This window comes from Kocuria flava (genome assembly GCF_001482365.1).
In the GTDB taxonomy this organism is placed as follows: Bacteria; Actinomycetota; Actinomycetes; order Actinomycetales; family Micrococcaceae; genus Kocuria; species Kocuria flava.
This window is the reverse complement of the sequence record NZ_CP013254.1, coordinates 2,242,261-2,266,016: the sequence shown is the minus strand read 5'-3', so window position 1 is coordinate 2,266,016 and position 23,756 is coordinate 2,242,261. Positions and strand designations below refer to the sequence as shown.

27 protein-coding genes, 1 tRNA gene and 1 pseudogene are annotated in these 23,756 nt (G+C 73.8%); 13 read left to right on the top strand and 16 right to left on the bottom strand.

All coding sequences use genetic code 11. From position 1 onward, the window contains the following. Positions 1–66 precede the first annotated feature (66 nt). Together AS188_RS10085 and AS188_RS10080 are read right to left on the bottom strand one after the other, a co-directional pair. Entirely contained in the window at positions 67–672 is a 606-nt protein-coding gene (locus AS188_RS10085; protein WP_058858738.1) for a potassium channel family protein, read from the bottom strand. Positions 673–787: 115 nt separating this feature from the next. Then, positions 788–1,018 (bottom strand): hypothetical protein, encoded by a 231-nt coding sequence (locus tag AS188_RS10080; protein ID WP_058858737.1) that lies wholly within the window; start codon positions 1,016–1,018, stop codon positions 788–790. 278 nt (positions 1,019–1,296) lie between these two features. Here AS188_RS10080 and AS188_RS10075 point away from each other — a divergent pair, with 278 nt between their 5' ends. From AS188_RS10075 to AS188_RS10065, 3 genes are all read left to right on the top strand, one after another. Then, positions 1,297–2,523 carry a polysaccharide pyruvyl transferase family protein gene (locus AS188_RS10075; RefSeq protein WP_058858736.1) on the top strand — a complete coding sequence of 409 codons (1,227 nt, stop codon included), beginning with the start codon at positions 1,297–1,299 and terminating at the stop codon, positions 2,521–2,523. 336 nt (positions 2,524–2,859) lie between these two features. Then, positions 2,860–3,192, top strand: coding sequence for a hypothetical protein (locus AS188_RS10070; protein WP_147050401.1), 333 nt, complete (start codon positions 2,860–2,862; stop codon positions 3,190–3,192). 87 nt (positions 3,193–3,279) lie between these two features. After that, positions 3,280–3,675, top strand: coding sequence for a hypothetical protein (locus tag AS188_RS10065; protein ID WP_058858734.1), 396 nt, complete (start codon positions 3,280–3,282; stop codon positions 3,673–3,675). Positions 3,676–3,803: 128 nt separating this feature from the next. Here the strand turns inward: AS188_RS10065 and AS188_RS17130 are convergent, their stop codons facing one another. Further along, the gene (locus AS188_RS17130) at positions 3,804–4,142 is read right to left on the bottom strand and encodes a hypothetical protein (RefSeq protein WP_162629083.1); all 339 of its coding nucleotides are present in this window, start codon (positions 4,140–4,142) and stop codon (positions 3,804–3,806) included. A 184-nt stretch (positions 4,143–4,326) separates the two neighbouring features. On the opposite strand from AS188_RS17130, the gene AS188_RS10055 reads away from it, so the two are divergent. Beyond that, the gene (locus AS188_RS10055) at positions 4,327–4,830 is read left to right on the top strand and encodes a LysE/ArgO family amino acid transporter (RefSeq protein ID WP_058858732.1); all 504 of its coding nucleotides are present in this window, start codon (positions 4,327–4,329) and stop codon (positions 4,828–4,830) included. Positions 4,831–4,924: 94 nt separating this feature from the next. Next, positions 4,925–5,350 (top strand): hypothetical protein, encoded by a 426-nt coding sequence (locus tag AS188_RS10050; RefSeq protein WP_058858731.1) that lies wholly within the window; start codon positions 4,925–4,927, stop codon positions 5,348–5,350. Positions 5,351–5,360: 10 nt separating this feature from the next. Here AS188_RS10050 and AS188_RS10045 read toward each other — a convergent pair whose 3' ends face one another. Beyond that, complete coding sequence (locus AS188_RS10045) at positions 5,361–6,329, bottom strand: IS481 family transposase (protein ID WP_147050849.1); 969 nt, start codon at positions 6,327–6,329, stop codon at positions 5,361–5,363. Here AS188_RS10045 and AS188_RS16920 point away from each other — a divergent pair. Continuing rightward, the gene (locus AS188_RS16920) at positions 6,232–6,681 is read left to right on the top strand and encodes a hypothetical protein (RefSeq protein ID WP_211268343.1); all 450 of its coding nucleotides are present in this window, start codon (positions 6,232–6,234) and stop codon (positions 6,679–6,681) included. The two genes, AS188_RS10045 and AS188_RS16920, sit on opposite strands and share 98 nt — an antisense overlap. A 43-nt stretch (positions 6,682–6,724) precedes the next feature. Here AS188_RS16920 and AS188_RS10035 read toward each other — a convergent pair whose 3' ends face one another. Together AS188_RS10035 and AS188_RS16915 are read right to left on the bottom strand one after the other, a co-directional pair. Further along, positions 6,725–7,198 carry a hypothetical protein gene (locus tag AS188_RS10035; RefSeq protein ID WP_147050755.1) on the bottom strand — a complete coding sequence of 158 codons (474 nt, stop codon included), beginning with the start codon at positions 7,196–7,198 and terminating at the stop codon, positions 6,725–6,727. A gap of 157 nt (positions 7,199–7,355) precedes the next feature. Beyond that, positions 7,356–7,523 carry a hypothetical protein gene (locus AS188_RS16915; RefSeq protein ID WP_157570923.1) on the bottom strand — a complete coding sequence of 56 codons (168 nt, stop codon included), beginning with the start codon at positions 7,521–7,523 and terminating at the stop codon, positions 7,356–7,358. Between the two features lie 108 nt (positions 7,524–7,631). Between AS188_RS16915 and AS188_RS16510 the strand changes: the two are divergent. Then, positions 7,632–8,272: pseudogene (locus AS188_RS16510) on the top strand (transposase); the annotation flags it as partial. Positions 8,273–8,816: 544 nt separating this feature from the next. Here the strand turns inward: AS188_RS16510 and AS188_RS10025 are convergent. Together AS188_RS10025 and AS188_RS10020 are read right to left on the bottom strand one after the other, a co-directional pair. Then, on the bottom strand, positions 8,817–9,224 hold the full coding sequence (locus tag AS188_RS10025) for an ester cyclase (protein ID WP_058858728.1): 408 nt from the start codon (positions 9,222–9,224) through the stop codon (positions 8,817–8,819). A gap of 64 nt (positions 9,225–9,288) precedes the next feature. Further along, positions 9,289–9,945 (bottom strand): hypothetical protein, encoded by a 657-nt coding sequence (locus AS188_RS10020; RefSeq protein ID WP_058858727.1) that lies wholly within the window; start codon positions 9,943–9,945, stop codon positions 9,289–9,291. A 602-nt stretch (positions 9,946–10,547) separates the two neighbouring features. On the opposite strand from AS188_RS10020, the gene AS188_RS17630 reads away from it, so the two are divergent. Then, positions 10,548–10,670, top strand: a complete 123-nt coding sequence (locus AS188_RS17630; protein ID WP_257721091.1) for a hypothetical protein — start codon at positions 10,548–10,550, stop codon at positions 10,668–10,670. Positions 10,671–11,049: 379 nt separating this feature from the next. Here AS188_RS17630 and AS188_RS10010 read toward each other — a convergent pair whose 3' ends face one another. The 4 genes from AS188_RS10010 to glgA form a co-directional block, all read right to left on the bottom strand. Continuing rightward, a complete protein-coding gene (locus tag AS188_RS10010) occupies positions 11,050–11,280 on the bottom strand; it encodes a hypothetical protein (protein ID WP_058858725.1) in 231 nt (76 codons plus the stop codon). A gap of 249 nt (positions 11,281–11,529) precedes the next feature. Beyond that, positions 11,530–12,033 carry a hypothetical protein gene (locus AS188_RS10005; protein WP_058858724.1) on the bottom strand — a complete coding sequence of 168 codons (504 nt, stop codon included), beginning with the start codon at positions 12,031–12,033 and terminating at the stop codon, positions 11,530–11,532. A gap of 149 nt (positions 12,034–12,182) precedes the next feature. After that, positions 12,183–12,268, bottom strand: a tRNA-Leu gene (locus AS188_RS10000). A 106-nt stretch (positions 12,269–12,374) separates the two neighbouring features. Beyond that, the gene (glgA, locus tag AS188_RS09995) at positions 12,375–13,568 is read right to left on the bottom strand and encodes a glycogen synthase (RefSeq protein WP_083529388.1); all 1,194 of its coding nucleotides are present in this window, start codon (positions 13,566–13,568) and stop codon (positions 12,375–12,377) included. A 184-nt stretch (positions 13,569–13,752) separates the two neighbouring features. On the opposite strand from glgA, the gene glgC reads away from it, so the two are divergent. Then, entirely contained in the window at positions 13,753–14,997 is a 1,245-nt protein-coding gene (gene glgC, locus AS188_RS09990; protein ID WP_058858722.1) for a glucose-1-phosphate adenylyltransferase, read from the top strand. A gap of 93 nt (positions 14,998–15,090) precedes the next feature. Here glgC and AS188_RS09985 read toward each other — a convergent pair whose 3' ends face one another. Genes AS188_RS09985 through AS188_RS09975 form a run of 3 tightly spaced genes read right to left on the bottom strand, consistent with a single transcriptional unit; the run spans position 15,091 to position 18,472 of the window. Continuing rightward, positions 15,091–15,945: a transglutaminase family protein gene (locus AS188_RS09985; RefSeq protein WP_058858721.1), complete on the bottom strand. Its 855-nt coding sequence runs from the start codon at positions 15,943–15,945 to the stop codon at positions 15,091–15,093. Continuing rightward, positions 15,942–16,871 (bottom strand): alpha-E domain-containing protein, encoded by a 930-nt coding sequence (locus tag AS188_RS09980; RefSeq protein WP_058858720.1) that lies wholly within the window; start codon positions 16,869–16,871, stop codon positions 15,942–15,944. The genes AS188_RS09985 and AS188_RS09980 overlap by 4 nt, the downstream gene beginning before the upstream one ends. Further along, on the bottom strand, positions 16,865–18,472 hold the full coding sequence (locus AS188_RS09975) for a circularly permuted type 2 ATP-grasp protein (protein ID WP_058858719.1): 1,608 nt from the start codon (positions 18,470–18,472) through the stop codon (positions 16,865–16,867). Before AS188_RS09975 ends, AS188_RS09980 begins: the two co-directional genes overlap by 7 nt. Positions 18,473–18,635: 163 nt before the next feature. Here AS188_RS09975 and AS188_RS09970 point away from each other — a divergent pair, with 163 nt between their 5' ends. The 4 genes from AS188_RS09970 to ppgK all read left to right on the top strand — a co-directional run bounded on the left by AS188_RS09970 (position 18,636) and on the right by ppgK (position 22,684). Continuing rightward, entirely contained in the window at positions 18,636–19,916 is a 1,281-nt protein-coding gene (locus tag AS188_RS09970) for a cytochrome P450 (protein ID WP_162629049.1), read from the top strand. Continuing rightward, positions 19,913–20,812, top strand: a complete 900-nt coding sequence (locus AS188_RS09965) for a glycosyltransferase family 2 protein (protein WP_058858717.1) — start codon at positions 19,913–19,915, stop codon at positions 20,810–20,812. Before AS188_RS09970 ends, AS188_RS09965 begins: the two co-directional genes overlap by 4 nt. Further along, complete coding sequence (locus AS188_RS09960) at positions 20,809–21,723, top strand: glycosyltransferase family 2 protein (protein ID WP_058858716.1); 915 nt, start codon at positions 20,809–20,811, stop codon at positions 21,721–21,723. Before AS188_RS09965 ends, AS188_RS09960 begins: the two co-directional genes overlap by 4 nt. A gap of 121 nt (positions 21,724–21,844) precedes the next feature. After that, positions 21,845–22,684, top strand: a complete 840-nt coding sequence (ppgK, locus tag AS188_RS09955; RefSeq protein WP_083529387.1) for a polyphosphate--glucose phosphotransferase — start codon at positions 21,845–21,847, stop codon at positions 22,682–22,684. 33 nt (positions 22,685–22,717) lie between these two features. On the opposite strand, the gene AS188_RS09950 is transcribed toward ppgK, so the two are convergent. After that, a complete protein-coding gene (locus tag AS188_RS09950; protein WP_083529386.1) occupies positions 22,718–23,722 on the bottom strand; it encodes a UDP-glucuronic acid decarboxylase family protein in 1,005 nt (334 codons plus the stop codon). Positions 23,723–23,756: the final 34 nt, after the last annotated feature.

Here is a 23,756-nt window from a genome sequence, read left to right as displayed (position 1 = left end):
GCGGCAGCCCTTCCTGCACGCAACGGCGCAGGCGGACGTCGCGCCGGAGGGGACGCCTCCGGGCCGTCAGGGTGCGCCGGGCGCCCGGGCCTCACCGCGCTCGTGCTGCTCGTCCCGCAGGGCCGCCTCGGCGTCGTGCAGCCGCTCCTCGGCGTCCCGCAGCTGCCGGTAGGCCGGGTCCGTGTGCGGATCGGCGTCCGTCCGGTGCCGGCAGAGCTCCTCGAGCATGGCGGTCTGGTAGCGGGCGTGGGCGGTCTGCACGGCGTCGTGGGCCTGGCCGTGGCGCTGCTCCGCGTCGGTGAACAGGTGGGGTTCGGGGATGACGTTCTTGATCAGCAGCGTCGCCACGACGAGGTTCAGCAACCAGGAGGAGGCGATCGCGTAGATGGTCAGCACGGTCGCGGCCGTGCTCTGCGGCAGGACGTCGCCGTAGCCGGTGGTGGAGCCGGTGACCACCGACCAGTACAGGCCGCGGAACCAGTCGTCGTCGGACTCCAGGGCGGCGAACGCCAGGCCGCAGGCGACGAGGTTGACCCAGAAGACCAGCAGCGCCGGCAGCACCTCCCGGCGGATCCCCGGCCAGGCGCGGCGGGCGTGGGTCAGCAGCGTTTCCCCCGTCCGGCTCAGCCGGGCGGCCGGCCTCGGGCGCGGGGGAACGCGGGGTGTGCTCATCGGCGATCCCCTCTCTGCTCGTGCGGCGCCGGTGCCGTGGCGCAGCCAGCAGGAAGACCTCTCCCCGCGCTGCACCACCGACTGGACCAGCTGCGCACCGTCTCCCGAGCGGACATCAGCTGTAGTGCACGACCCGGAACGACCATCCGCCGCCGTTGGGCTGGCACGTGGAGACGCTGGTCCAGCCGGACTTGTAGGCCGGCTGCTTCGCCTCGCAACGGGCTTTCGTGGCGAAGTAGTACACGGTGGCGCTGTAGGCCGAGGCCGGGGCGATCCCGGTGATCGCCATGGTGGTGGCCAGAGCGGTGGCGGCCAGGCCGCGGGTGATCAGGGTGCGGGGGGACATCCTGGGTTCCTCTCGTCCCGGGCCGCTGGGGGGCGCGGCCCCTGTTCGCCACCGTACACAGGCACGATCGGGAGCACGCGATTGCGCCGACGGGCCGGCACGGCGCCGCGTCGCCCGCCGTCGCACCTGCCCCTGGGTCCTGTTGTCTGCCGCCTCCTCGTTCTCCCGTCCCTGGCCGTCCGCACGCCGACCGGCTGCGCCACGGCCTCCGGCGTGGGATCCAGGGCGTCCACGACCTCCGGGCTCCGCCGGTCCCGCACGGCCGATAGCCTGGGCCGATGCCGCGCACATCCCACCACGAGCAGCCCCCGCCCGCCCCGGTCCTCTACCTCGTCGCCCCGACCGGGCACCCGAACTTCGGGGACGAGTTCATCGCCGCCGCCTGGCTGCGCCACCTGGCCGCCGTCCACCCCGAGGCCGAGGTGTGGCTGGACTGCACCAACCCCGGCCAGGCCGCCCACCTCGTCGGCTCGCTGCACCCGCGGGTGCGGTTCACCGACACGCTGTGGCGACTGGTCGTCGACACGGCCGCCATGGACCCGGTGGCCGCCGGCGCCCACATCGACCGGCTGATCACCGACCTCGGCTCCCCGCGCTACGACCTCGGGCTGCTGGCCCTGCGCCGGGCGGACTCCGTGCACCTGCTCGGCGGCGGCTACCTCAACGCGATCTGGCCCCACCACGCCGGGCTGCTGCGTGCGGCGTGCCGGCTCAAGGAGCTCACCGGGGCCAGACTGTACGCCACCGGCCTGGGCCTGTACCCCGCCGCCGACGCGACCGCGGTGCGCGAGGCGCTGGCGGTCTTCGACCACGCGACCGTCCGCGACGCCCCCAGCGCCGAGCTGGCCGGGGTGGCCCACGGCCCCGACGACGCCTTCCTGGGGCTGGAGGCCGTCCCCGGCTTCACCGGAGACCCGGTGCAGGACGGGGAGCCGGACGGGGACGTGTGGGTGTGCCTGCAGTCCGACACCTCCTCCCCCGGAGCGGCGGAGGCCGCGGTCGCCGCGGTGCGCGCCGCCCTGGAGGGCCCCCTGGCCGGGCGGACGGTGCGCTACCTGGAGGCCATCCCCGGGGCGGACCGGACGGGCTTCGAGCAGCTGGCCGATCTGATCCCCGCAGAGCACTTCGTGCCGTTCACCCAGGTGTGGCTCGAGGGGTTCCCGGCACGCCCGGGCCAGACGTGGCTGACGACCCGGTTCCACTTCCACCTGCTCGCCGCCGCCTGCGGGGCCGCCGGCACCGCCCTGGAGGTCAGCGACGACTACTACCGGACCAAGCACCGGTCGCTGCTGGAGGCCGGCACCGGGTGGTCGGTCACCGCCGCGGGCGACGCCCGACTCGCCACCCCGACCGCCGCGGCGTCGTTCCCGGCGACCGCGGCAGCGCTGCGGGAGGAGAAGCTGGCCGAGGCGCGGACCCTCTATCCCGGCGGCCGGCACCACGGCGACGGCACGCACCGGGCCGCACCGGAGAGCCGGCACCGCGGCTGGTTCCACCGCCGCTGAGGCCGGCTCGGCGACCGCGGGGATCGCACGGCTCCGGGCCGGGTGTGCGCGTCCGTCGCAACTGCGGCGGGCCCCTCGATCGCCGGCGTCGGCGTCCGCACGAACACGTCGGACAGGCGCTCTGTCGGAGTGACGACGACGCACTGTCGGGGGGTTTCCGGGCACGTGCCCGGACGTCGTGCGAAACGCCCTGCACATCCGAGCTGCCCATGAACACCCGTCCCGTCGCCGGGAGCGTCCGCCATGAGCCGGCCGTGGTGGAGCGGCCCGGTCGTCCCCCGCACCGCGGTCGTCGCTCCGGACACGGCCGCGGTCCGGTGCACTTCCGGGGCCACGGTGACGATCCCCTGTGACGCCGACCGGGACCGCATCCCGCAGCTGCTCTCGGCCGGCCGTCCCGCACCGCCGGCCGGGTCGGACCCGCAGACCTACCCCGAGGCCCCGGACGCGCACCGGGTGTGGGCCGAGATCCTCGACGACCTCGGCGCCTGCCTGCCGGACCTCTCCCGCGCCGACCCGGACCTCCGTCCGGTGTCGGGCCGGCGAGAGGAGGCCGTGGCCGGGATCGAGGTCACCGACGGGCTCCACGGCTTCAGCGTCCTGGCCGGGCAGGGGGTCGTCGCTGGGCTCCCGCTGTGGCGGCTGCGCTACCGCGCCCCCACCGGCTGAGCCTCTCCGGTTGGGCCTGCTGGTCGGTGCGGAGCTGATCTACCATCTGGTGCCATAGACCCCGTGGTGGAGCCGAAGGAGGAGCCCATGCCTGACCACGACGCCCTGCTGGCCTTCCTGCGCGAGCACCTGGAGCAGGAGTGCGGCGGGGACATCCATGTGCTGCGCAGCAGCGTGCGGCGCGCGATCGAGGAGCTGGAGGAGGGCACCGACACGCTCTACGCGCTGGTGGTGGAGTGGGGCGAGGACGCCGGGCCCGGGTTCACCGGCCCGACCCGGTGGAAGGTCGTGGAGTCCGAGACGGGCTCCGGGCCGATCTTCGCCGCGGGCACCGTCACCGGCTTCACCGGCGCCGACGAGGGCCAGGTCGAGATCGCCCGGGCTGTCCGGGAGCACGGCTTCGAGACGGTCGGGGCGTTCCTGTACGGCATCGTCCCCGGCAGCAGCGTGGCCATGGTCCGACGGTTCCCCGCCGCCGGCTGAGGCGCATCGAACGCAGGTCCTGGACCGTCACCCACCGCGTCCTCGAGCCTGCGCCGTTGAACGCCCACCCGGTGATGATCCGGGCCGCCGCTGACGGACAGTCCGCCCCAGACGTTGCGGTAGTCCGATCACCGGTCCGGCGTGCGCCGAGCGATCTCGGTCAGGGCCTCCTGGTTCGGAGTGGCCTCCCCGAGGTCCTGCGGCCACTGCCCCGCCTCCTCGGCCGCCCATCGAGCCCACCGCCCCGTCATGTCGGCGAAGTCGGACAGGATCCTCCCCGCCAGCACCAGATGGGCGCTCCGTTCGGGGAACTGGCCGTCGCCGGTGAGGCAGCGGTCCGCGGTCCGTACGTCCTCCGCCAGCTGCTGAGCGGCCCAGTCCTGCACGGCGGCGAGAGTGGCCAGCAGGTCGGCCTTCGTGCCGTGCTCGGCGAAGAAGACCTTCAGCAGCGCCTCGAACTCCAGCACCGGCGCCCCACCCGGCTCGGTCAGCCACCGGCCCGGCTGAGCCCGGCCCGCGGTGGTGACCGAGTACAGGGTCCGCTTCCGCTTGCCGACCCGGCCGCTCTCGGCGGCAGCCGGCCAGCGGGACAGGTGACGGCTCCCCTCTCGGTCGTCGCTGCGTCCTGCGCGCCTGCGGAAGATCCCCGCCATGCCTGCCACCACCGTCACCGCCGTGGCGCTGCTCGGCTTCGGGGCGAACCTCGCGCTGCTGACCTCCCTGGGAGCGCAGCACACCTTCCTCATCCGCCAGGGCCCGGCCCACCGTCACGTCGGACTCGTCGTCGGCATCTGCATCGTCTCCGACGCGCTGCTGATCAGCTCCGGGATCACCGGGATGAGCCAGATCCTCACCACCCACCTCTGGGTCCCTACCGCCCTGGCGATCACCGCGATCACCTGGCTGAACGCCCACGTGCTCCTGGAGACCGGGCTGGTGCTCGGCGCCGCCGCCACTTCCTGCGGGCCGGGGAACAAGTGGTGGTTCGGCGCCGGGGCGATCACCGCCAGCGCGGTGTGGTTCCTGGCAGCGGGATTCGGCATCGGGGTGCTGCGGCCGGCCTCCACCCGCCCGATCACCTGGCAGGTCCTGGACGGGGCCACCGCGCTGATGATGCCGGCGCCGGCCACCACCGTGCTCCTCACCGCCCTCTGAACCGGGTGAACGATGAGGGTGCGACTCCGCACGCATGAGGTGCACCCGCCCGGCGAGCACGCCGAGCCCAGCTCCTCCGAGAAGGAGCCCCGCCATGAAGGCAAGCACCGAGTACGCCGTCCTGACCGGAGGCGCGTGCGCCACCGTCACCGCGCCCGTCCGCGACCCCGCAACAGAAGGCGCTGTGCAGAGTTCCATCCGCCCCGTTCGCCGTGTCGCCGCCGCGACGCTGACCGCTCTCGCGCTCACCGGTCGCTCGCCCTCCGAGGCCGGTCTGGCCAGCCCGCTGGCCCCGGAGCACGCCGCCCGGGAGATGACCGGGGACCCGGTGCGCGACGAGCTGGTGGCCGCGGCGACGAAGCACCCGGACCTCTCCCGCCTGCCGGGCCCCGAGGACGGGTGCATGGAGGCGGTGCAGCAGCTGCATGCCGCGGTCGGGGACGTCCTCTTCGCCTCCACCGCCATGCTCGCCGACACGATGGCCCACTCCGCGAAGGTGCACCGGGTGGCCGGGCACTAGGTGTACCCGGTCATGAGGTTGGTCGCAGGCGGCTGACCGGTGGGTGTCCGCCGAGTGCGCTGTGGCGTCTTTCAGTGTTGTAGTGCTCGATCCAGGGGGCAAGGGCGGCGGTGCGTTCGTCGTTGCTGATGAAGACCTGCCGGTAGGCCCACTCGGTGGCCAGGGTGCGGTTGAGGCGCTCCACCTTGCCGTTCTGCCACGGGCAGTGCGGGCGGATGAAGATCTGCTTGGCACCCAGGGCCGCGACCACCTCCCGCACGGCCGCGGAATGACGGTAGGCGAAGGCGTTGTCGGTCATCACCCGCTCGATCCTCGGGATCCCGTGGCCGGCGAAGTAGACGGCCGCCCGGGCCAGGAACTCCGCGCAGGTGGCGCCCTTCTCATCGGCGTGGATCTCCGAGTACGCCAGCCTCGAGTGGTCGTCGACCACCGAGTGCACGTAGTCGAAGCCGGGCCCATGGCGTCGATCTCTGACCGCGTTCGCACGCCCCAAGGCACGCCAGCCGCCACCATCAGGGATCCGCCCGAGCTTCTTCACGTCCATGTGCACCAGCTCCCCGGGGTGCTCGCGTTCGTAGCGCACCGCGGTGGTCTTCGAGGACCGGATCACCGCACCGGTGAGCGGGTCCAGCTCCCGCAGGTACGGGACCTGGTGGCGGGCCAGGATCCGCCCCACCGTGCGTGCCGGGATGCCCAGCTCACCTGCGATCCAGTCCTGGCCCCGCCGGGTCCTGGCGCGCAGCGCCAGGACCCGCTGCTCCGTGCTCGGGCAGGTGCGGGTCGGGGTGGTGTGCGGGCGGGAGGACCGGTCCTGCAGACCGGTCTCGCCCTCGGTGTCGTAGCGGGCGATCCAGTGAGACACACACTTGCGCGAGATCCCCATGGCTTTGGCGATGTGGGACTTCGGCATCCCGGAACGGTGCCGGGAGACGATGAGCAGCCTGCCGTGGACGGTGGTGCGGGCATTACGGTGGGACACGGGAGCCTCCGTGGTGGATGTGGGCCTTAGACAAGCCACACCCCACCCGGAGGCTCTCCTCACGTCAACACCCTCCTGCTACCAACGTCCTGACCGGGTACAACTAGGGCTACACGACTGGCACGACGAGCTCGTGCTCGCCCACGACAACACCACGCTGCGCGGGGCCGTGCTGGTGGACGACGAGGACAAGAGCACCGGGCGGACGACCCCGATGTGGCAGCACGTCGTCTTCGACCGCAGCTACGACCAGGACACTCCCGGCCCGCGGATCCACGACCGGTCCGCGGCGGCCCCGGACACCATCGCCGCCGCGGTCGAGTCGCGGATGCACCAGCCGGCCGCCGGCTGACCGGCCAGTCTCGGCGCCCGTCGGTCCGGGTGCCGCGGCCCGCTCAGTTGCACACGACCTCGGAGCTGCCGTTGCGCGCCTGCCCGTCGACCTGCACGAACGTCTGGCTGATGACGCAGACGTCTCCGTTCTCGAAGCTCAGCGTGGTGGTCGCATCCACCCGGGTGACCTGGTCGTCCCACTCCCACGGCGAGGTGTACTGCTCGTAGACCGTGAAGGAGTGATGGGTGCCGGCCTCGCGGTAGTACAACCCGTCCCAGGTGTACCCCTCGGAGGTGTGCGTGCCCCGGTCCCGGTTCAGCTGCCGGCCGTTGGGCAGCACCACCTGCAGGGCCCGGCCCTCCAGCGTGGTGCACAGCCTGTTGCCCAGCATGTCGTCGTAGCAGGTCTGCACCTCGTACGGCTGGTTCCCTGCGGTGACCGCTCCCTGCCCCGCCGCCTGCGCGGGCGTCCCGCCGGCCAGGACCAGAAGTCCTGCTGCGGCACCGCCCCAGACCGCTCGTCCTCGTCCACCCATGTCAGCCTCCCGTGGCGCCGTAGTGCGGGTCTGTCGTCCTCACGACCGCCTCCTGCGTTGTGCGGACGCCATCAGCGTGCGACCCGGTGTTCGCACTCGCAACGAAACGGTGGGAGAAGCGACGCAACCGTGACCGTCCGTCGTTTCATGACGGCCCTCAGCCGGTCGTGCGGCTCGCCTCGACCGAGGTCGGCTCCACCAGCCGGCCGGTGTGCGTGATGTGCAGCCCGTCGGTCAGCGCGGCGTCCGGGGCGCGCAGGGCGGTGACGACCGTCCTCACCCCGCGTTCCCAGGCGGCTTCGACGAGCTCCTCGGTGATCGTCACGCCCAGCCCGGTCGGAAGGCTCGGAGATCATCTCGGAGTGAGTGCCACGTAGCTGTTGAACGCTGACGGGGTCCCCGGCGACCCTGGTGGGCGTGATGGGGGGATCTCGTGCCGGACTCGTTGTGGGAGCGAGTCGAACCCCTGCTGCCAGCACGATCACCTCGGCGCTACCAGCACCCCGGGCGCAAGCCGGCCCACGACTGGGCCGTTCTGGGCGGGATTGTGTTCGTGCCAGAGACCGGGCTCGGCTGGAACCGGCTGCCCCGGGATCAGTCCAGGGTCTTTGGGGTGACGTGCTGGCGGCACGTGAGGGACCGGACGGAGGCTGGAGTGTGGCCGGCGGCGCACGAGATGCCGTTGGCCGAGCTGCACGCAGCCGGGGCACCGGACCTGGACCGGTGCGCGGTGGACAGCTCGCACGTGCTGCCCCTGGTCGACTCCACGCCACCGATCCGCGGACTCAGCGGTCGGCCCCGGCGACAACCCCGGGAACTGGTGACCGACCGTGGCTACGGCCACGGCGAGGACCGGCGACTGCTGCACGCCCACGGGATCACCCCGCGCATCGCCCGCCGCGGAGTCGCTCACGGCTCCGGGCAGGGCCAGCGCCGCTGGGTGGTCCAGCGCGGCTTCGCCCGGCTGCTCTCCTGCGAGCGACTCCGGACTCGCGGGAGCGTCGGGCCGACCTCCACCTCGGACTCCTGGAACCGGCCTGCGTACTGATCTGCCATCGACGGCTCACCGCACTGTGGAATGTCTTCTCAGACCATTCGGCGGACATCGACCCGGAGCACAAGGATCGACAGATCCTGTTGCCAGGAGACAGGCGGTCCGCGCGGGAGTCCGCTGAGGACCACGAGCACTTCCACCGCGCAACGGCCCAGGACCGGTCTACCGGCCCGGCACTCGGGCGCCGGCAGGCGGGCTCGTGCGGCAAGGCCACTGCACGCAGCGGACCTACCCCCACGATCGGGCACCGGCCGATGCGGTGTTCGCTGCCATACCCGTCACCACCGAGGAGACGACCGATGACCGCTTGCACCTCGACCGTGATCCGGGCCCGGTCCCCCGACGGCGTGATCAGCGCCGAGAACTCGCTCCCCCGACGGATGCCGGAGGACCGAGGTGGAGCTCGCCGGGCTCGAAGCCCAGAAGGCCCGATCGTCCAGCCGAGCCGACGGACACCCCGGTAGTCCAGCACGGAGACCGGGGTGAGCGCTGGTTCGCCCGCTCACGCGAGTCCGAGCTGCCGGGCCATGTCGGCCAGGTCCAGGTAGCGGTGCTCCACCGAGGTCAGCCCGTTCTCGTCGTTCCGGTTGAACACGGCCATGGGGACCGACACCGCCTTCCCGGTGGGGGGGGCACCTCACCGTCAGGGGTGGTCAGGGGTCCGGTGTGGGTGCCGGTGAACAGCAGCCGCATCGCCACGGTGGCGCCGTCCACGACCAGGTCTTCGATCTCGATCGCCATGTCCGGCATTGCGGTGTTCCAGTGCTCGGTGTCCTGCTCGATGGCCTCCCGCCCACGCACCGGCTCCGGATTGGCGGAGGTGTGGACGACGGCATCCGGGCTGTAGGTCGCGGCGAACGCCGCGGTGTCGTGGGCGTTGAGCGCTGCGATGGCCCGCTCGACCAGCTGCCGGCGATCTCCGGTCGCTGCGCCGCCGGGACCGGCGCCACTGCTGGTGTGGGTGTCGTTCATGACGGGTTCCTCTCCTGGTCGGGGTGGCCCCGCCCCTGATGGCGAGGCCGGTGCGGGTGGTCGGCTACGGGGCAGGTGCGGCCTCCGGAGCGGCTTGGTCGAGCAGGTCGCAGAGGTCGACGACGTACTCCGCGGTGTTCTCGGTGATCTCCACCGAGACCGCAGGCGGTGGCTGCTGGCCGGGCACCGGTGCCGACTCCAGGGTGATGGTGCTCGAGAGGCGTCCGGAGAGGTAGATGAACGCCTGCGGCAGCCCGGCCTCCTCCATGGCCTGGACGTCCATCTCGTCGACGGCGATCACCAGCGACGGTCCGGTGTAGTCGAAGGTGGCGGTCACACCGTCGGCGTCGTAGGTCTCGATCGCCCGCCCGTCCAGAAGCACGTCCTCCAGCGTCGCCCCGTCGGAGGCCCGGGTGATGTCCACGGTGAGGTCCCCGCGGTACTCGACCACGGTGTCCCCCTCGTCCGTCACCAGGGCGCGGTACCGGCCGGTGCCGGCGTCGTCGGCGGCGATGGTGACCTCCGAACCGCACAGCGGAACGGTGTCGGTCGCGAAGAACTCCTCGGGCAGCGGCACGAACTTCCCGTGCGTGCTCGCCGGCGGGAACTGATTCTCGGCCGGTGGCTCAGGTGGCGGCGTGGGCTCGGCGGCGGTGGCCGGTGCGGCCACGGCCAGCAGAAGTGCGGCGGTCGCGGCGATGACGCGGTGGGTGGTGTCCATGATCGGTCCTGGGAGTCGGGCGCCGAGGACGGAGCCGGACTGCGGTCCCCGGCGGGTGCAGCGGATGGAAGCGGTGCCGCGGGCGTCACCGGACGGCGCCCGGGGCTCCAGTGTGACCGGCCCGCCCGGTCCAGGACGCGGGCAGCAGGCGGCTGGCCGCGTGATCGTTATCGTCACCCCCGGCGGACCCGTCACACTCGGGCCCGAGTCGGTGCCATGGCGAACGCCTGCGGACCGGTGGCCGTGCCACGCTCGGCACCGGCACCGGCCGCGGAGCCGATGTGGCGCAGCGGAGGATGCGGTGAACCCGGCCGACGTCGAGAGGTTCTACGCCCACGTGCTCAAGGGCCCGACCGAGCAGTCGTGCTGGTCATTGGACGGGAGCGATCAGCGACGACGGGTACGGGCGGTTCTGGTTCGCCACGGATACCGGCCAGAAGGTGGTCTCCGCCCACCGGTTCGCCCTGGCCACCGACCACGGCGGGCTGGAGGCGGTCGCCGACCGGACGTCCCTGCACTGGTGCGACGTGCCGCTGTGCGTGCACGCCGTTCCGACCCCGGTGCCCGCAACGACCGCCGCCGGCAGGTCTTGCACATCAGCAATGACGTCCGACCGCTCCCCGCACCGCAAGGGCACCGTCGTGCTGGTGCGGGCCACGTTCGATCTGCGCGACGCCGCCTGCGCCTGCTGCTCCGAGGACGAGATCGAGACCCAGGACGCCTGACCGCCCACCCGCGAGGATGAACGCCCCGGAGCTCCACGACGGAACCCGGGGCGTTCGGCACACCGGAACCGGCCGGAGCTGAGCGCTGCTCCTCGTCGCGGCGGTCTCGCTCGTGGGTCCGGATCCGCCACTCCAGCCAGTCCAGCACCGGACGACCGATGAGGAACGCGAATCCCAGCAGCAGGATCCAGATCGGGAACACCCCGCGGAAGACCCGGATGATCCACATGCCCAGGGCTACCACCGCCACGCCGGCGCAGACCCCGAGCACCTCGCCACGCACGATGCCCCCCTCCTGCACGGTCATGCTGCTGCCCGCATCGTGGCACGAGCCGGTGGCGAGCGGCGTCATCTCATCGGCGACGCCGTGGTTCGCGAGTCAGTCGAGGTACCCGGTCTCCGGGTTGATCTCGGCCAGGAAGGAGATGATGTCGCGCTCCATTCCCTCGCGGCTCACCGGGTCGGCGGGGTTGCCGGCGGAGGTGAAGCCGTAGCCCTCGGGGTGGTTGGTCCAGAAGTGGTCGCAGACCCCCGGCTCGCCGGCCCGGGCCCGGACGGTGAACTCCTGGCCCTGCACCGTGAACCGGACCGGGTCGGTCTCCTCCTGCATGATGTCTCCTCGACCGTTCAGCGACGCCGGGGGTCGCCTGCGTCGGGTGTCCGCGGCCCGGAGAGCGAGCGGGTACGGGCCGCGGACACGCCGACGACGACCCGCGCGACGAACCACGCCCCCCGGGAACCACCACTGCCGGCCGGTCCACGACGTCGACCCGGCCCCTCCCACGCTCTTCTGAGCCCGCGCCCGCCACAGCCCCCGCCGGCAGGTCTTGGACATCAGCGATGACGCCCGGCCAGCTCCTCACGTGCGGGCCGCAGCGGCCGGCGGCATCCCGCGCCGGGCGTCCATCGTCCGGGCGTGGGCGCTCTCCATCCGGGCGCCCAGGATGAAGGCCGTACCGATGACCGGCCCGAGCACCCAGGCCGAGCCGAACCCGGCGAGGGCGACCAGCAGCACGGTCACCCCCCAGGCCCCCACCCCGACCAGCCAGCACAGCACCACCAGGGGCCGGGCCGTGGTGACGTAGTCGGTGGTCACCGGCAGCGGCTCCGGATCCCCTTGCGTCTCCAGCTGCCGGTGCCGGACCCGGGTGCGGATGAGGACCACGAAACAGATCGACAAGGCGATCAGACCGGACACGGCGTTCGTCAGTCCGTACCCGCCGACGGCGATCAGCCGGCTCCACACCGCCTCGAGGAGCTCGTCGCCGAGGAAGGTCCACAGGAACCACGCGGCGACCCACCACAGCCACCTGAAGCGGTGCTCCGGCGCACCGACAGGCTCGGCACCGTTCCCGGACTGCACTCGTTCCCCCCCCTGCCATCGCTCGGTGGGCTTCAGCGCAGGCACGGGCCGCGACGACCGGCCACGATCCCTCGACCAGCACCCGGAGACAGAAAAACACCCCGGACCACAGGTCCGGGGTGTCTCCGATGTCCTGGGACATCGCATCGTGCGCGAGGGGGGACTTGAACCCCCACCCTCTAATACGAGGACTAGCACCTCAAGCTAGCGCGTCTGCCTATTCCGCCACCCGCGCGAGTGGATCCAGGACCTCGTCCGGCCCCTTCCGGGGCCGTCCGTCCTGAACGCAACGAGGAATAATCTACCACACCGTGCGGGCGGTTTCATCCGGGCGGGGACGCTCACAGCACCGAGCGGTAGACCTCCAGGGTGCGCTCGGCGATCGACTCCCACGCGAAGTGCTCCTCGGCCCGGCGGCGCCCGGCCTCGCCCATCGCGGCGGCGCGGGCCGGGTCGGCGGCGACCTCGGTGAGGGCGGCGGCGAAGTCGGCGACGAAGCGCTCCGGGTCCAGCGGCGTGCCCGTGCCGTCCTGGACCTGCTCGAGGGGCACGAGCCGGCCCGTGACGCCGTCGTCGACGACCTCGGGGATCCCGCCGGTCGCGGAGGCGACCACGGCGGTGCCGCAGGCCATCGCCTCGAGGTTGACGATGCCCAGCGGCTCGTAGACCGATGGGCAGGCGAAGACCGTGGCGTGGGAGAGGATCTGGGCGATCTCCCGGCGCGGCAGCATCTTCTCGATGAGCACCACCCCGGAGCGGGTGGCCTGCAGGTCGGCGATCAGGGCGTTGACCTCGGCGCCGAGCTCGGGGGTGTCGGCGGCCCCGGCGCACAGCACGAGCTGGACGTCCTCGGGCAGGCGGGCGGCGGCGCGCAGGAGGAAGGGCACGCCCTTCTGGCGGGTCACCCGGCCGACGAAGACCACGGAGGGCCGCTGCGGGTCGATCCCGTAGGACTCCAGGACGTCGGTGTCCGGGTCCGGGGACCACTGCGCGACGTCGATGCCGTTGTGCACGGTGCGCACCCGCGCCGGGTCCACCGCCGGGTAGGAGCGCAGGATGTCCTCGCGCATCCCGTCGGAGACGGCGATGATCGCGGCCGCCGACTCGTAGGCGGTGCGCTCCACGAACGAGGAGACCGCGTAGCCGCCGCCGAGCTGCTCGGCCTTCCACGGCCGCAGCGGCTCGAGGGAGTGGGCGGAGAGCACGTGCGGGATCCCGTGCATCAGCGCGGAGAGGTGCCCGGCCATGTTGGCGTACCAGGTGTGGGAGTGCACGAGGTCGGCCCCGGCGACGTCCCCGACCATGGCGAGGTCCACGCCGAGGGTCTGGATCGCCGCGTTGGCCCCGGACAGCTCGGCCGGGACCGGGTAGGCCTGCACCTTCGCGCCGGCGACCTCCGGCTCGCGGGGCGCGCCGAAGCAGCGCACCCGCAGGTCGACCAGCGGGGCCAGCACCCGCGAGAGCTCGGACACGTGGACTCCGGCGCCGCCGTAGATCTCGGGCGGGAACTCCTTGGACAAGATATCGACTCGCACGCCCCCGAGCGTACTGCAGGGGCCCCGCCCGCAGGGGCGGGCGGGCGGGCGCGGCGCGGGAGTGACGCCCCACGACGCAACCCGTGTGCCGCCGCTCGCCCGCGCGGGCGTCCCTTAAGACACAATGAGGCCAGCACCGACCGGTCCGGCCGGACCCGTTGCCGACGACGTCAGAGAGGTTCCCATGCCCCACCGTAAGAAGGTACTCGCGATCGTCCTGGCCGGAGGGGAGGGCAAGCGCCTCATGCCGCTGACCGAGGACCGCGCCAAGCCGGCCGTCCCGTTCGGCGGCAGCTACCGGCTGATCGACTTCGCGCTGTCGAACATCGTGAACTCCGGCTACCTGCAGGTCGTGGTCCTCACCCAGTACAAGTCGCACTCCCTGGACCGCCACGTCTCGGAGACCTGGCGGCTGTCCACCCAGCTGGGCAACTACGTCACCACGGTCCCGGCCCAGCAGCGCCGCGGCAAGGACTGGTTCCTGGGCTCGGCCAACGCCATCTACCAGTCGATGAACCTCATCGACGACGCCAAGCCGGACATCGTCGTCGTCGTGGGCGCGGACCACGTCTACCGGATGGACTTCTCGGCGATGGTCGACTTCCACATCTCCTCCGGGGCGCGGGCGACCGTGGCCGGGGTGCGCCAGCCGATGGAGATGGTCACCTCCTTCGGCGTCATCGAGACGGACCCCGAGGACGTCACCCGCATCACCCGCTTCGTGGAGAAGCCGTCCTCGACCGCGCCGCTGCCGGACGACCCCGACGCGTTCCTCGCCTCGATGGGCAACTACGTCTTCGACACCGACGCCCTCGTGGAGGCCCTGCGCGCCGACGAGGCCCGCGAGGACACGGCCCACGACATGGGCGGGGACATCATGCCCTGGTTCGCCGACCGGGGCGAGGCGGCCGTCTACGACTTCACGCACAACGACGTGCCCGGTTCCACGGAGCGGGACCGCCAGTACTGGCGCGACGTCGGGACCCTGGACTCCTACTACGACTCGCACATGGACCTGATCCGGCCGCTGCCGGTGTTCAACCTCTACAACTACTCCTGGCCGATCTACACCTACGGCGTCCAGGCCCCGCCGGCGAAGCTCGTGCGCGGCCCGCACGGCGAGGGCGGGGTCGCGACCGACTCGATGCTCTCCGCGGGGGTGCTCATCACCGGCGGGCGGGTGCGCGAGTCGGTGCTCTCCCCCAAGGTCTACGTCGAGAACGACGCCACCGTGGGCCAGTCGGTGCTCATGGACAACGTGCGCATCGGCGAGGGCGCCGTCGTCGAGCGCTGCATCCTCGACAAGAACGTCGTGGTGCCCCCGGGCGTGCGCGTCGGGGTCGACCACGAGGAGGACCGGGCGCGCGGGCTGACCGTCACCCCCTCCGGGCTGACGGTCGCCCCGAAGAACTACCGCTTCGGCCGCTGAGCCCCTGCCCCGTCCTGCTGGGGCGGGACGACGACGGCGGGCCGCTCCCTCCTCCCGGGAGGACGGCCCGCCGTCGGCGTGCGAGGGGGCCGGTCACGCCCGGCGCGTGACCTCGACGGTCACGGCCAGCTCCGTGGCCCCGCCGCCGCCGGTGAGCATGCCCTTGAGCGGGGTGACGTCGGTGTAGTCCCGCCCGCGCGCCACGGTGACGTGGAAGTCGGTCAGCGCCGTGTGGTTGGTCGGGTCGTAGGCCCACCAGCCGTCGTTCCACGACTCGACCCAGGCGTGGGACTCCCCCTGCACCGTGGCCCCCACCTCGGCCCCGGCGTCGGGGTGGAGGTAGCCGGAGACGTAGCGGGCCGGCACCCCGAGGTGGCGCAGCATCCCGATCGCCACGTGGGCCAGGTCCTGGCAGACCCCCCTGCCCTCGCGCCAGGCGGCCTCGGCGTCGGTGTGCACCCCGGTCACCCCGGGGGCGTAGCGCATGTGCCCGGCGATCCGGGCGTAGACGGCCGCGACCGCCGCGGCGGGGTCGGCCGCGCCCGCGCGCACGTCCTCGGCGACGGCCTCCAGCTCCGGGCCCAGCCGGGTGAGCGCGGTCTGCGGCACGTGGTCGGAGACCGCGTCGAGGACCTCCGGCACGGCGAGCTCCTCCCACGAGAGCCCGTCCGGGGCGCGCCCGGGCGGCGGGCGGTGCACCTCGACGGTCGCCGCGGAGCGGACCTCCAGGTGGTGGTGGCGGCCCTGGATGTCGAAGGCCGTCACCCGGGTGCCCCAGTAGTCGCGGTAGTGGCTGACCGTGGCGGTGCCGGGGCTCAGCGTCAGCTCCGCCTCGAGCACCACCTGCTCGTCGTCGGTCACCGGCGTCATCCGCGCCTCGTTGTAGGACGTCGAGACGGAGCGCCCGTAGTCGTAGCGGGTGACGTGGTCGATCGTGAGACGGGTCACAGGATCCCTCCGAACCATGAGTCCTCGACGGCGTGGGAGAAGTACTTCGCGCCCACGGCCTCCGAGGCGCGGGCGCAGGCGGCCTGCACGTTGTTGAGGTGCCCGGGCAGCACCGCCATGAGGTCCTCGGCGTGGTGGAACTCCAGGGCGGTGCGGGCCTCGCCGACGATCCGCCGGGCGTCGTCCTTGAAGCCGACCCGCTGCAGCCCCGGCTCCATCTGCACGAGGATCTCCTCGGCGGTGGTCAGCGCGTGCAGGATCGAGCGGGGGAAGAGCCGGTCCAGGAGCAGGAACTGGGTGGCCGACTCGTCGCTGAAGGTCCCGTAGCGGGTGCGCAGGAACGCCTCGTAGGCCCCGGCGCAGTGCAGGATCGAGACCCAGGACATGCCCTCGGTCGCGGTCGTGGACCGGGTCCACAGCAGCCGGGAGGTCATGTCGGCCCGCTCCAGGGCCGCACCCAGGCCCAGGAACAGCCACGACTCGTCGTGGGACATCGTCATCTGGATCTGCCCGCGCACGGTCGCCATCCGCTCGATCGCCCAGTGGCAGACGCGGAAGGTGCCCACGACGTCGCGGCGGTGCCCGCCCAGCCCGTAGTGGGTCGAGTTCAGGGCCTCCCACATGGCCGAGGAGACGGTCTCCCGGGCCCGGCGGGCGTTCTCGCGGGCCGCGTGCAGCGACCCCGAGATGGAGGTGGGCGAGTCCCGGTTCCAGGCCAGCTCGTGGATCAGCGAGTCCACGCCGTAGTCCCCGTGCTCGGGGGCCACGCCCATGACGGCCATGATCCGGCGGACCTCCGCCTCCTGCTCCGCGGCGGGCAGCTGGGTGATCCGCTCCAGGTGGACGTCGAGGATGCGCGCCACGCCGTCGGCGCGCTCCACGTGGCGCCCGATCCAGAACAGCGACTCGGCGATCCGGCTCAGCACGGCGCCCCCTTCCCCGTCCCCGCGGCGCGGGCCTGCTGCTGCTGCTGCTCCTGCCCGGTGTCCCCCTCGTCCTGCCAGGACGCGGAGACCGGCCAGGTGTGCACGGTGCCGTCGACGTCGGCCGGCGGCACCCGGCCGGGGTCGAGGTCCTGGGTCTGCGGCTGCCCGAGCACCCACGTGTCCTTCGAGCCCCCGCCCTGGGAGGAGTTGACGATCAGCGAGCCCTTCTGCATGGCCACCCGGGTCAGCCCGCCGGGCAGGACGTAGACCCCGTCGCCGCTGTTGACCGCGAAGGGACGCAGGTCCACGTGCCTCGGGCCGAAGCCGCCGTCGGCGAACGTGGGCACGGTCGACAGCTGCAGCACCGGCTGGGCGATCCACCCGCGCGGGTCGGCCAGCACCTTCGCCCGCAGCTCCGCCAGCTCGGCGGCCGTGGCCGTGGAGCCGATCACCAGGCCCTTGCCGCCGGAGCCGTCGACCGGCTTGACCACGAGCTCCTCGAGGTGCTCGAGCACCCAGGCGCGGGCCTCGGGCTCCTCGAGCCGGTAGGTGTCCACGTTGGGCAGCACCGGCTCCTCGTCGAGGTAGTAGCGGATGAGGTCGGGCACGTAGGAGTAGGTGAGCTTGTCGTCGGCCACACCGTTGCCCACCGCGTTGGCGATCGTCACGTTGCCGGCGCGGGCGGCGTTGACCAGCCCGGAGCAGCCCAGCACGGAGTCGGGGCGGAAGTGCAGCGGGTCCAGGAACTCGTCGTCGATGCGCTTGTAGATCACGTCCACCCGCTGCTCGCCGTCGGTGGTGCGCATGTAGACCCTGTCCCCGCGCACCACGAGGTCGCGGCCCTCCACGAGCTCCACGCCCATCAGCCCCGCGAGCAGGGCGTGCTCGAAGTAGGCGGAGTTGAACACCCCGGGGGTGAGGACCACGACCACGGGGTCCTCGGCGGCCTCGGGGGCGGTGGCGCGCAGCGCCCGGTAGAGGTGGCGGGGATAGGCCTCGACGGCGCGGATGGACCGGGACATGAAGGCCTCCGGCAGGCCCTTGGTCATCGCCCGGCGGTTCTCGATGACGTAGGAGACCCCGGAGGGCACCCGCACGTTGTCCTCGAGGACCCGGAACACGCCCTGCTGGTCGCGGATCACGTCGATGCCGGCCACGTGGATGCGCACCCCGCCGGCGGGCCGGAAGCCCCAGACCGCCCGGTGGAAGTGGGCGGAGGAGGTGATCAGCGAGCGCGGGACGATCCCGTCGGCCACGACGCGCTGGTCGCCGTGGACGTCGTCGAGGAAGCACTCGAGGGCGCGCACCCGCTGGACGACCCCGCGCTCGATCACGGCCCACTCCTCGGCGGGGATCACCCGGGGGACGATGTCGAGGGGGAAGGGCCGCTCCTCCCCCGCGACGTCGAAGGTGACCCCGCGGTCGAGGAAGGAGCGGGCCATCGAGTCGGCGCGCGCGTGGACGTCGCCCAGCGAGAGACCGTCGAGCACCTGCCCGATCTGCTCGTAGGCCGGGCGCAGCCGCTGCTCGGGGGTGAACATCTCGTCGTAGGCCGCCGCGCCGGCCATCTCGGCGGCGTAGTGGTCGAACAGGTCGGACATCGCGGGCGGTCACGCGCCTTTCCGGGCTCGTCCCCGGCGGGGAGCGGGGGCACGCGCCGTGGTCCACGGCGGTGCCCCGATTCTGTCACGGGGCACGTCCCGGGAACCCGCAGGACGTGCCCATACGATGGAGGCGACCGACCGACCCGCCGCCTGGAGGACCATGCCCACCGAGCACGCCCGCACCCGCTCGAAGGACGCCACCCGCGACCTGCTGCGCGACGGCTACACCTGGGCCGACGCCGCCCGCGCCCGCGCCGCCGACCCCGCCGCCCGGGCGCTGCCGGTGCGGCTGCTCGGGCGCCCGGCGCTGCTGGTGCGCGGGGCCGAGGCCGTGCGCTTCTTCTACGACGGGACGCTGCTGCGCCGCGAGGGCGCGGTGCCGCTGGCCGTGCGGCTGCCGCTGTTCGGCCGCGGCGCCGTGCACGGGCTCGACGACGGGCCCCACCACCGGCGCAAGGAGCTGTTCCTGCGCGCCACCGAGCCCCGGCGCCGGGCGGACCTCGTGGCCGCCGCCGACGCCGGTTGGGCGCGGGCCGTGGCCGCCGGGGGCCCGCTCGACGTGCACGCCACGGCGGTGCGCGTGCACGGGCGCGCGGTCCAGCGCTGGGCCGGGATCGAGCTGCCCGAGGCGGAGCTGGACCGGCGCGCGGCCGGGCTCGCGCAGGTCGTGGACGGCTTCGGCGTGCCCGGCCCGGCCTGGGTGCAGGCCCTGCGCGCCCGCCGGGAGAGCGAGTCCTGGGCCCTGGAGCTGATCGGGCGCACCCGGCTGGACGCCGTGCGCGCCGGGCGGGCGCCCGACGAGCTGAGCGTGCTCGAGCTCGTGGCCGGCCACCGGGGCGAGGACGGGCAGCTGCTGCCGGGGCACACCGCCGCGGTGGAGCTGCTGAACCTGCTGCGCCCGACCGTGGCGGTGAGCTGGTTCGCCGCCTTCGCCGCCCTGGCCCTGCACGAGCACCCCGGGTGGGCCCGGCGCCTGCGCGAGGAGGCGGCCGGGCGGGCCACGGCCGTGGGCGGGCCCGAGGCCACGGCCTTCGCCCACGAGGTCCGCCGGCTCTTCCCCTTCGTGCCCCTGCTCGCCGCCCGGGCCCGGCGCCCCCTGGAGTGGGGCGGGCACCGGCTGGAGGCCGGGCAGCGCGTGGTCCTGGACGTGCACGGGACCAACACGGATCCCTGGGAGTGGGAGCGGGCCGGGGAGTTCGACCCCGCCCGCTTCCTGGGGACCGGGGCGGCCGCGGCCGCGAACCTCGTCCCGCAGGGCGGCGGGGAGGTCGCGGGGGGCCACCGCTGCCCCGGCGAGGACGTGACGGTCGCGGTCCTCGCCGTGGCCGCCGCGCACCTGGCCTCCCGGCCGTGGCGCACCGACCCGGCCGGGCTGCGCTACGACCTGCACCGGATGCCCACGCGCCCGCAGGGCGGGCCCGTCCTGGAGCCGCTGGCATGAGCCCCGCGCACGAGGGCGCCGCGCGGGTGACCGTGGTCGTGGCCACCCGCAACCGCCGCGAGGAGCTGCTCGCCCACCTGCACCACCACGAGGGCCCCGTCGTCGTCGTCGACAACGCCTCGGAGGACGGCACGGCCGAGGCCGTGCGTGCCGCCCGCCCGGACGTGCAGGTCGTGGCGCTGCCGCGCAACGCGGGGGCCGTGGCCCGCACCGTCGGGGTCCGCGCGGCCCGCACCCCGTACGTGGCCTTCGCCGACGACGACTCGTGGTGGGCCCCCGGCGCCCTGGCCCGCGCCGCCGCGGTGCTCGACGCCCACCCTCGGGTGGGCCTGATCGCCGGCTCGATCGCCGTGGGCCCGCAGGAGCGCCCCGACCCGCTCAACGCCGTGCTCGCCGCCTCCCCGCTGGGCATCCCGGCCGGGTGCCCCGGCCCGGCCCTGCTGGGCTTCGTGGGCTGCGGGGCGATCGTGCGCCGCTCGGCGTTCCTGGCCGTGGGCGGCTTCGACGACGTCGTGCGCTTCCCCGGGGAGGAGGAGCGGGTGGCCCTCGACCTCTTCGACGCGGGCTGGCGGCTGGCCTACGTCCCCGAGGTCCGCGCCCACCACCACCCCTCCCCCCGGCGCGAGAGCGGCGACCGGCGCCAGGCCGAGCTCGTGCGCAGCCGGCTGCTCACCGCCCTGATGCGCCGCCCGTGGCGGGCCGTGGCCCGCGAGGCCGCCGGCGCCCTGCGGGCCGGCTCGCGCGGGCGGCGCGGGCTGGTCTCCGCGCTGCCGCGCGTGCCCGCCGCCCTGCGCGCCCGCCGCCGGGTCTCGCCCACGACCGAGGCCGCCCTGGCCCGGCTGCATGGGCAGGACGCCCCCGCACCCCGCACCGCCGACCTCGAGGAGAGCCCGTGACCGATCCCGCCGCACGCCCCGACGACCGGGTGGCCGTCGTGATGATCACCCACAACCGCCGCGAGGAGGCGCTGCTGGCGCTGGCGCGGCTGCGGGAGCTGCCCGAGGCCCCGCACGTGGTGGTCGTGGACAACGGCTCCGCCGACGGCACGGCCGAGGCGATCCGCGCGCAGCACCCGTGGGCGCAGCTCGTGGCCAGCCCCGTGAACCTCGGGGCGGTCGGGCGCAACGTCGCGATGGAGCGGGTGGACACGCCCTACGTCGCCTTCTGCGACGACGACACGTGGTGGGAGCCCGGGTCGCTGCGCCGGGCCGCCGACGCGCTCGAGGCCCACCCCCGCCTGGGGGTGGTCACGGGCCGGATCCTCGTGGAGCCGGGGGGCCGGGAGGACGCGATCAACGCCGAGTTGCTGCACTCCCCCGTGGAGGGCCCCGACTGGCTGCCGGGACCGGCCCTGGGCAGCTTCCTCGCGGGCGCCTCCGTGGTGCGCGCGGAGGCCTTCCGGGAGGTCGGCGGCTTCAGCGAGCGGCTGTGGCTGGGCGGCGAGGAGGAGCTGCTGGCGGCCGACCTCGCCACCGCCGGGTGGGAGCTCGTGCACCTGCCCGAGGTGGTCGTCCACCACCAGGCCTCGACCGTGCGCGACCCGCACCTGCGCCGCCGGCACGGGCTGCGCAACACGCTGTGGTTCATCTGGCTGCGCCGGCCCCTGCGGGCGGCGCTGCGCCGCAGCCGCGACGTGCTGGCCGGGGCCCCGCGCGACCGGGTGACCGCGCTGGCGGTCCTCGACGCCGTGCGCGGGGCGCCGTGGGTGCTGCGGGAGCGGCGCCCCCTGCCCGAGCGGGTCGAGCGCCGCTTCCTCGCCCTCGAGGACTCCCAGCGCACCAGCGCAGCCCGGCGCTACGTCAGCTGAGGACCGCGCCCGCGCACGGCGGGCCCGCCCCCCGCGGCGCGGACCCGCGCGTCCCGCACCGCACCCCACGAACCCGACCCCGACGGGACGGACCACGAACGACTGCACCAGGAGGACGACGATGGCACGCTACGGCCGGCGCCGGGATTCCATCAGCGGCTGGTCCACGCTGCACCGGCTCCACATCGGCGTGGACGTGGGCGGGGCGGAGGTGGCCGCCGCGGTGGTCGACCCGGTCCCGGGCTCGCTGCTGACCCCGGTGCGGCGGGTGCCGGCGCCGGTGCCCGCGACCCCGGAGGCGGTCGCGGCCGTGGTGGCCGAGGCGGTGGCCGAGCTGGCCGCCGGCCCGCACGCCCCGGACGAGGAGGCCAGCGTGGGCGTGGCCCTGCCGGCGATCGTGCGGCAGGGCACCACGCGCTCGGCCGCGCACATCGACCCGGGGTGGGTCGGGCTGGCCGCCGACCGGTTCCTGGCCGAGCGGGTGGGCCGGCCGGTGCACGTGATCAACGACGCCGACGCCGCGGGGATCGCCGAGGCCCACCACGGCGCCGGCCGGGACCCGGACGGGCGGCCGGTGGTCGGGACGGTGCTGCTGGTGACCCTGGGCACCGGCATCGGCTCGGCGATGATCGTCGACGGGCGGCTCGTGCCCAACCTGGAGCTGGGCCACCTCGAGGTGGGCGGGGTCCCGGCCGAGCAGCTCGCCTCGGCGGAGGCGAAGGAGCGCGAGGGCCTGGACTGGCCCGCCTACGCGCAGCGGCTGCAGCGCTACCTCGCCCACCTGGAGTTCGTCGCCTCCCCCGACCTGATCGTCGTGGGCGGGACGCTGTCCGAGCAGCACGAGCGGTTCCTGCCGCTGCTGCGGCTGTCCACCCCGGTGGTCCCGGCGGCGCTGCGGGCGGCCGCCGGCGTGGTCGGCGCCGCCCGCACCGCCTACCTCTCCGTGCCGACGCTGGACTGACCGGCACCGGGTCCCGCCGGGGCGCGGGGCGGGTCAGCCGGCGCGGTGCGCGGCGGGTGCGGCGCTGGCCTCGAGGGCGGTGCGGAACCACTCGACGGTGCGCCGCAGCCCCTCCTCCCAGGCGACCTCCGGGGCCCAACCCAGGACCTCGGCGGCCAGCGTCGTGTCCGGGCGGCGGACCTGCGGGTCGTCGACCGGGCGGCCGACGAACTCGAGGGACGAGGCCGAGCCGGTCGCGGCGAGCACGTCCTCGGCGATGCGCAGCACGGACAGCTCGTGCGGGTTGCCGATGTTCATGGGCCCGCTGTGCCCGCTGTCGGCCAGCGCCAGGATCCCGCGCACGAGGTCGGAGACGTAGCACACGGACCGGGTCTGAGAGCCGTCCCCGGCCACCGTCAGCGGCTCCCCCGCCAGCGCCTGGCGGATGAAGGTCGGGATCGCCCGCCCGTCGAAGGGCCGCATGCGCGGCCCGAAGGTGTTGAAGATCCGCACGATCGCGGTGTCCACCCCGTGCTCGGCCCGGTAGGCGACCGTGAGCGCCTCGGCGTAGCGCTTGGCCTCGTCGTAGACCCCGCGCGGGCCCACCGGGTTGACGTGGCCCCAGTAGCTCTCCGGCTGGGGGTGGACCTGCGGGTCGCCGTAGACCTCGGAGGTCGAGGCCAGCACGAACCGGGCGCCCTTGTCCTTGGCCAGGCCCAGGGCGTGGTTGGTGCCGATCGAGCCGACCTTGAGGGTGTGGATGGGCAGCTTGAGGTAGTCGATCGGCGAGGCCGGGGAGGCGAAGTGCAGCACGAGGTCCACGTCCCCGGGCACGTGCACGTAGTCGGTCATGTCGCACTGGACGAGCCGGAAGCCGGGGTCGCCCACCAGGTGCTCGATGTTGGCGGCCGAGCCGGTGAGGAAGTTGTCCAGGCACACGACCTCCACCTCGCGCCGGCGCAGCTCGGTGCACAGGTGGCTGCCCAGGAAGCCGGCGCCGCCGGTGACGACGGCCCGGCGGACGGTGCGGGCGGGGATCGGGGCGTCGGTGGTGCTCACGGGGCTCCTCGGGTCGGTGGGACGGGATGCGGGA

What these genes read in the sequence shown, in the direction of transcription:
- AS188_RS10055 (WP_058858732.1), top strand. Translation starts at nt 4,327, where the DNA reads ATGCCTGCCACCACCGTCACCGCCGTGGCGCTGCTCGGCTTCGGGGCG.
- AS188_RS10025 (WP_058858728.1), bottom strand. Translation starts at nt 9,224, where the DNA reads ATGAACGACACCCACACCAGCAGTGGCGCCGGTCCCGGCGGCGCAGCG.
- AS188_RS10020 (WP_058858727.1), bottom strand. Translation starts at nt 9,945, where the DNA reads ATGGACACCACCCACCGCGTCATCGCCGCGACCGCCGCACTTCTGCTG.
- ppgK (WP_083529387.1), top strand. Translation starts at nt 21,845, where the DNA reads ATGGCACGCTACGGCCGGCGCCGGGATTCCATCAGCGGCTGGTCCACG.
- AS188_RS10010 (WP_058858725.1), bottom strand. Translation starts at nt 11,280, where the DNA reads ATGCAGGAGGAGACCGACCCGGTCCGGTTCACGGTGCAGGGCCAGGAG.
- AS188_RS17630 (WP_257721091.1), top strand. Translation starts at nt 10,548, where the DNA reads ATGACGTCCGACCGCTCCCCGCACCGCAAGGGCACCGTCGTGCTGGTG.
- AS188_RS10050 (WP_058858731.1), top strand. Translation starts at nt 4,925, where the DNA reads ATGAAGGCAAGCACCGAGTACGCCGTCCTGACCGGAGGCGCGTGCGCC.
- AS188_RS09970 (WP_162629049.1), top strand. Translation starts at nt 18,636, where the DNA reads ATGCCCACCGAGCACGCCCGCACCCGCTCGAAGGACGCCACCCGCGAC.
- AS188_RS16920 (WP_211268343.1), top strand. Translation starts at nt 6,232, where the DNA reads ATGGCTTTGGCGATGTGGGACTTCGGCATCCCGGAACGGTGCCGGGAG.
- AS188_RS10080 (WP_058858737.1), bottom strand. Translation starts at nt 1,018, where the DNA reads ATGTCCCCCCGCACCCTGATCACCCGCGGCCTGGCCGCCACCGCTCTG.
- glgC (WP_058858722.1), top strand. Translation starts at nt 13,753, where the DNA reads ATGCCCCACCGTAAGAAGGTACTCGCGATCGTCCTGGCCGGAGGGGAG.
- AS188_RS10065 (WP_058858734.1), top strand. Translation starts at nt 3,280, where the DNA reads ATGCCTGACCACGACGCCCTGCTGGCCTTCCTGCGCGAGCACCTGGAG.
- AS188_RS10075 (WP_058858736.1), top strand. Translation starts at nt 1,297, where the DNA reads ATGCCGCGCACATCCCACCACGAGCAGCCCCCGCCCGCCCCGGTCCTC.
- AS188_RS10085 (WP_058858738.1), bottom strand. Translation starts at nt 672, where the DNA reads ATGAGCACACCCCGCGTTCCCCCGCGCCCGAGGCCGGCCGCCCGGCTG.
- AS188_RS09965 (WP_058858717.1), top strand. Translation starts at nt 19,913, where the DNA reads ATGAGCCCCGCGCACGAGGGCGCCGCGCGGGTGACCGTGGTCGTGGCC.
- AS188_RS09975 (WP_058858719.1), bottom strand. Translation starts at nt 18,472, where the DNA reads ATGTCCGACCTGTTCGACCACTACGCCGCCGAGATGGCCGGCGCGGCG.
- AS188_RS10035 (WP_147050755.1), bottom strand. Translation starts at nt 7,198, where the DNA reads ATGGGTGGACGAGGACGAGCGGTCTGGGGCGGTGCCGCAGCAGGACTT.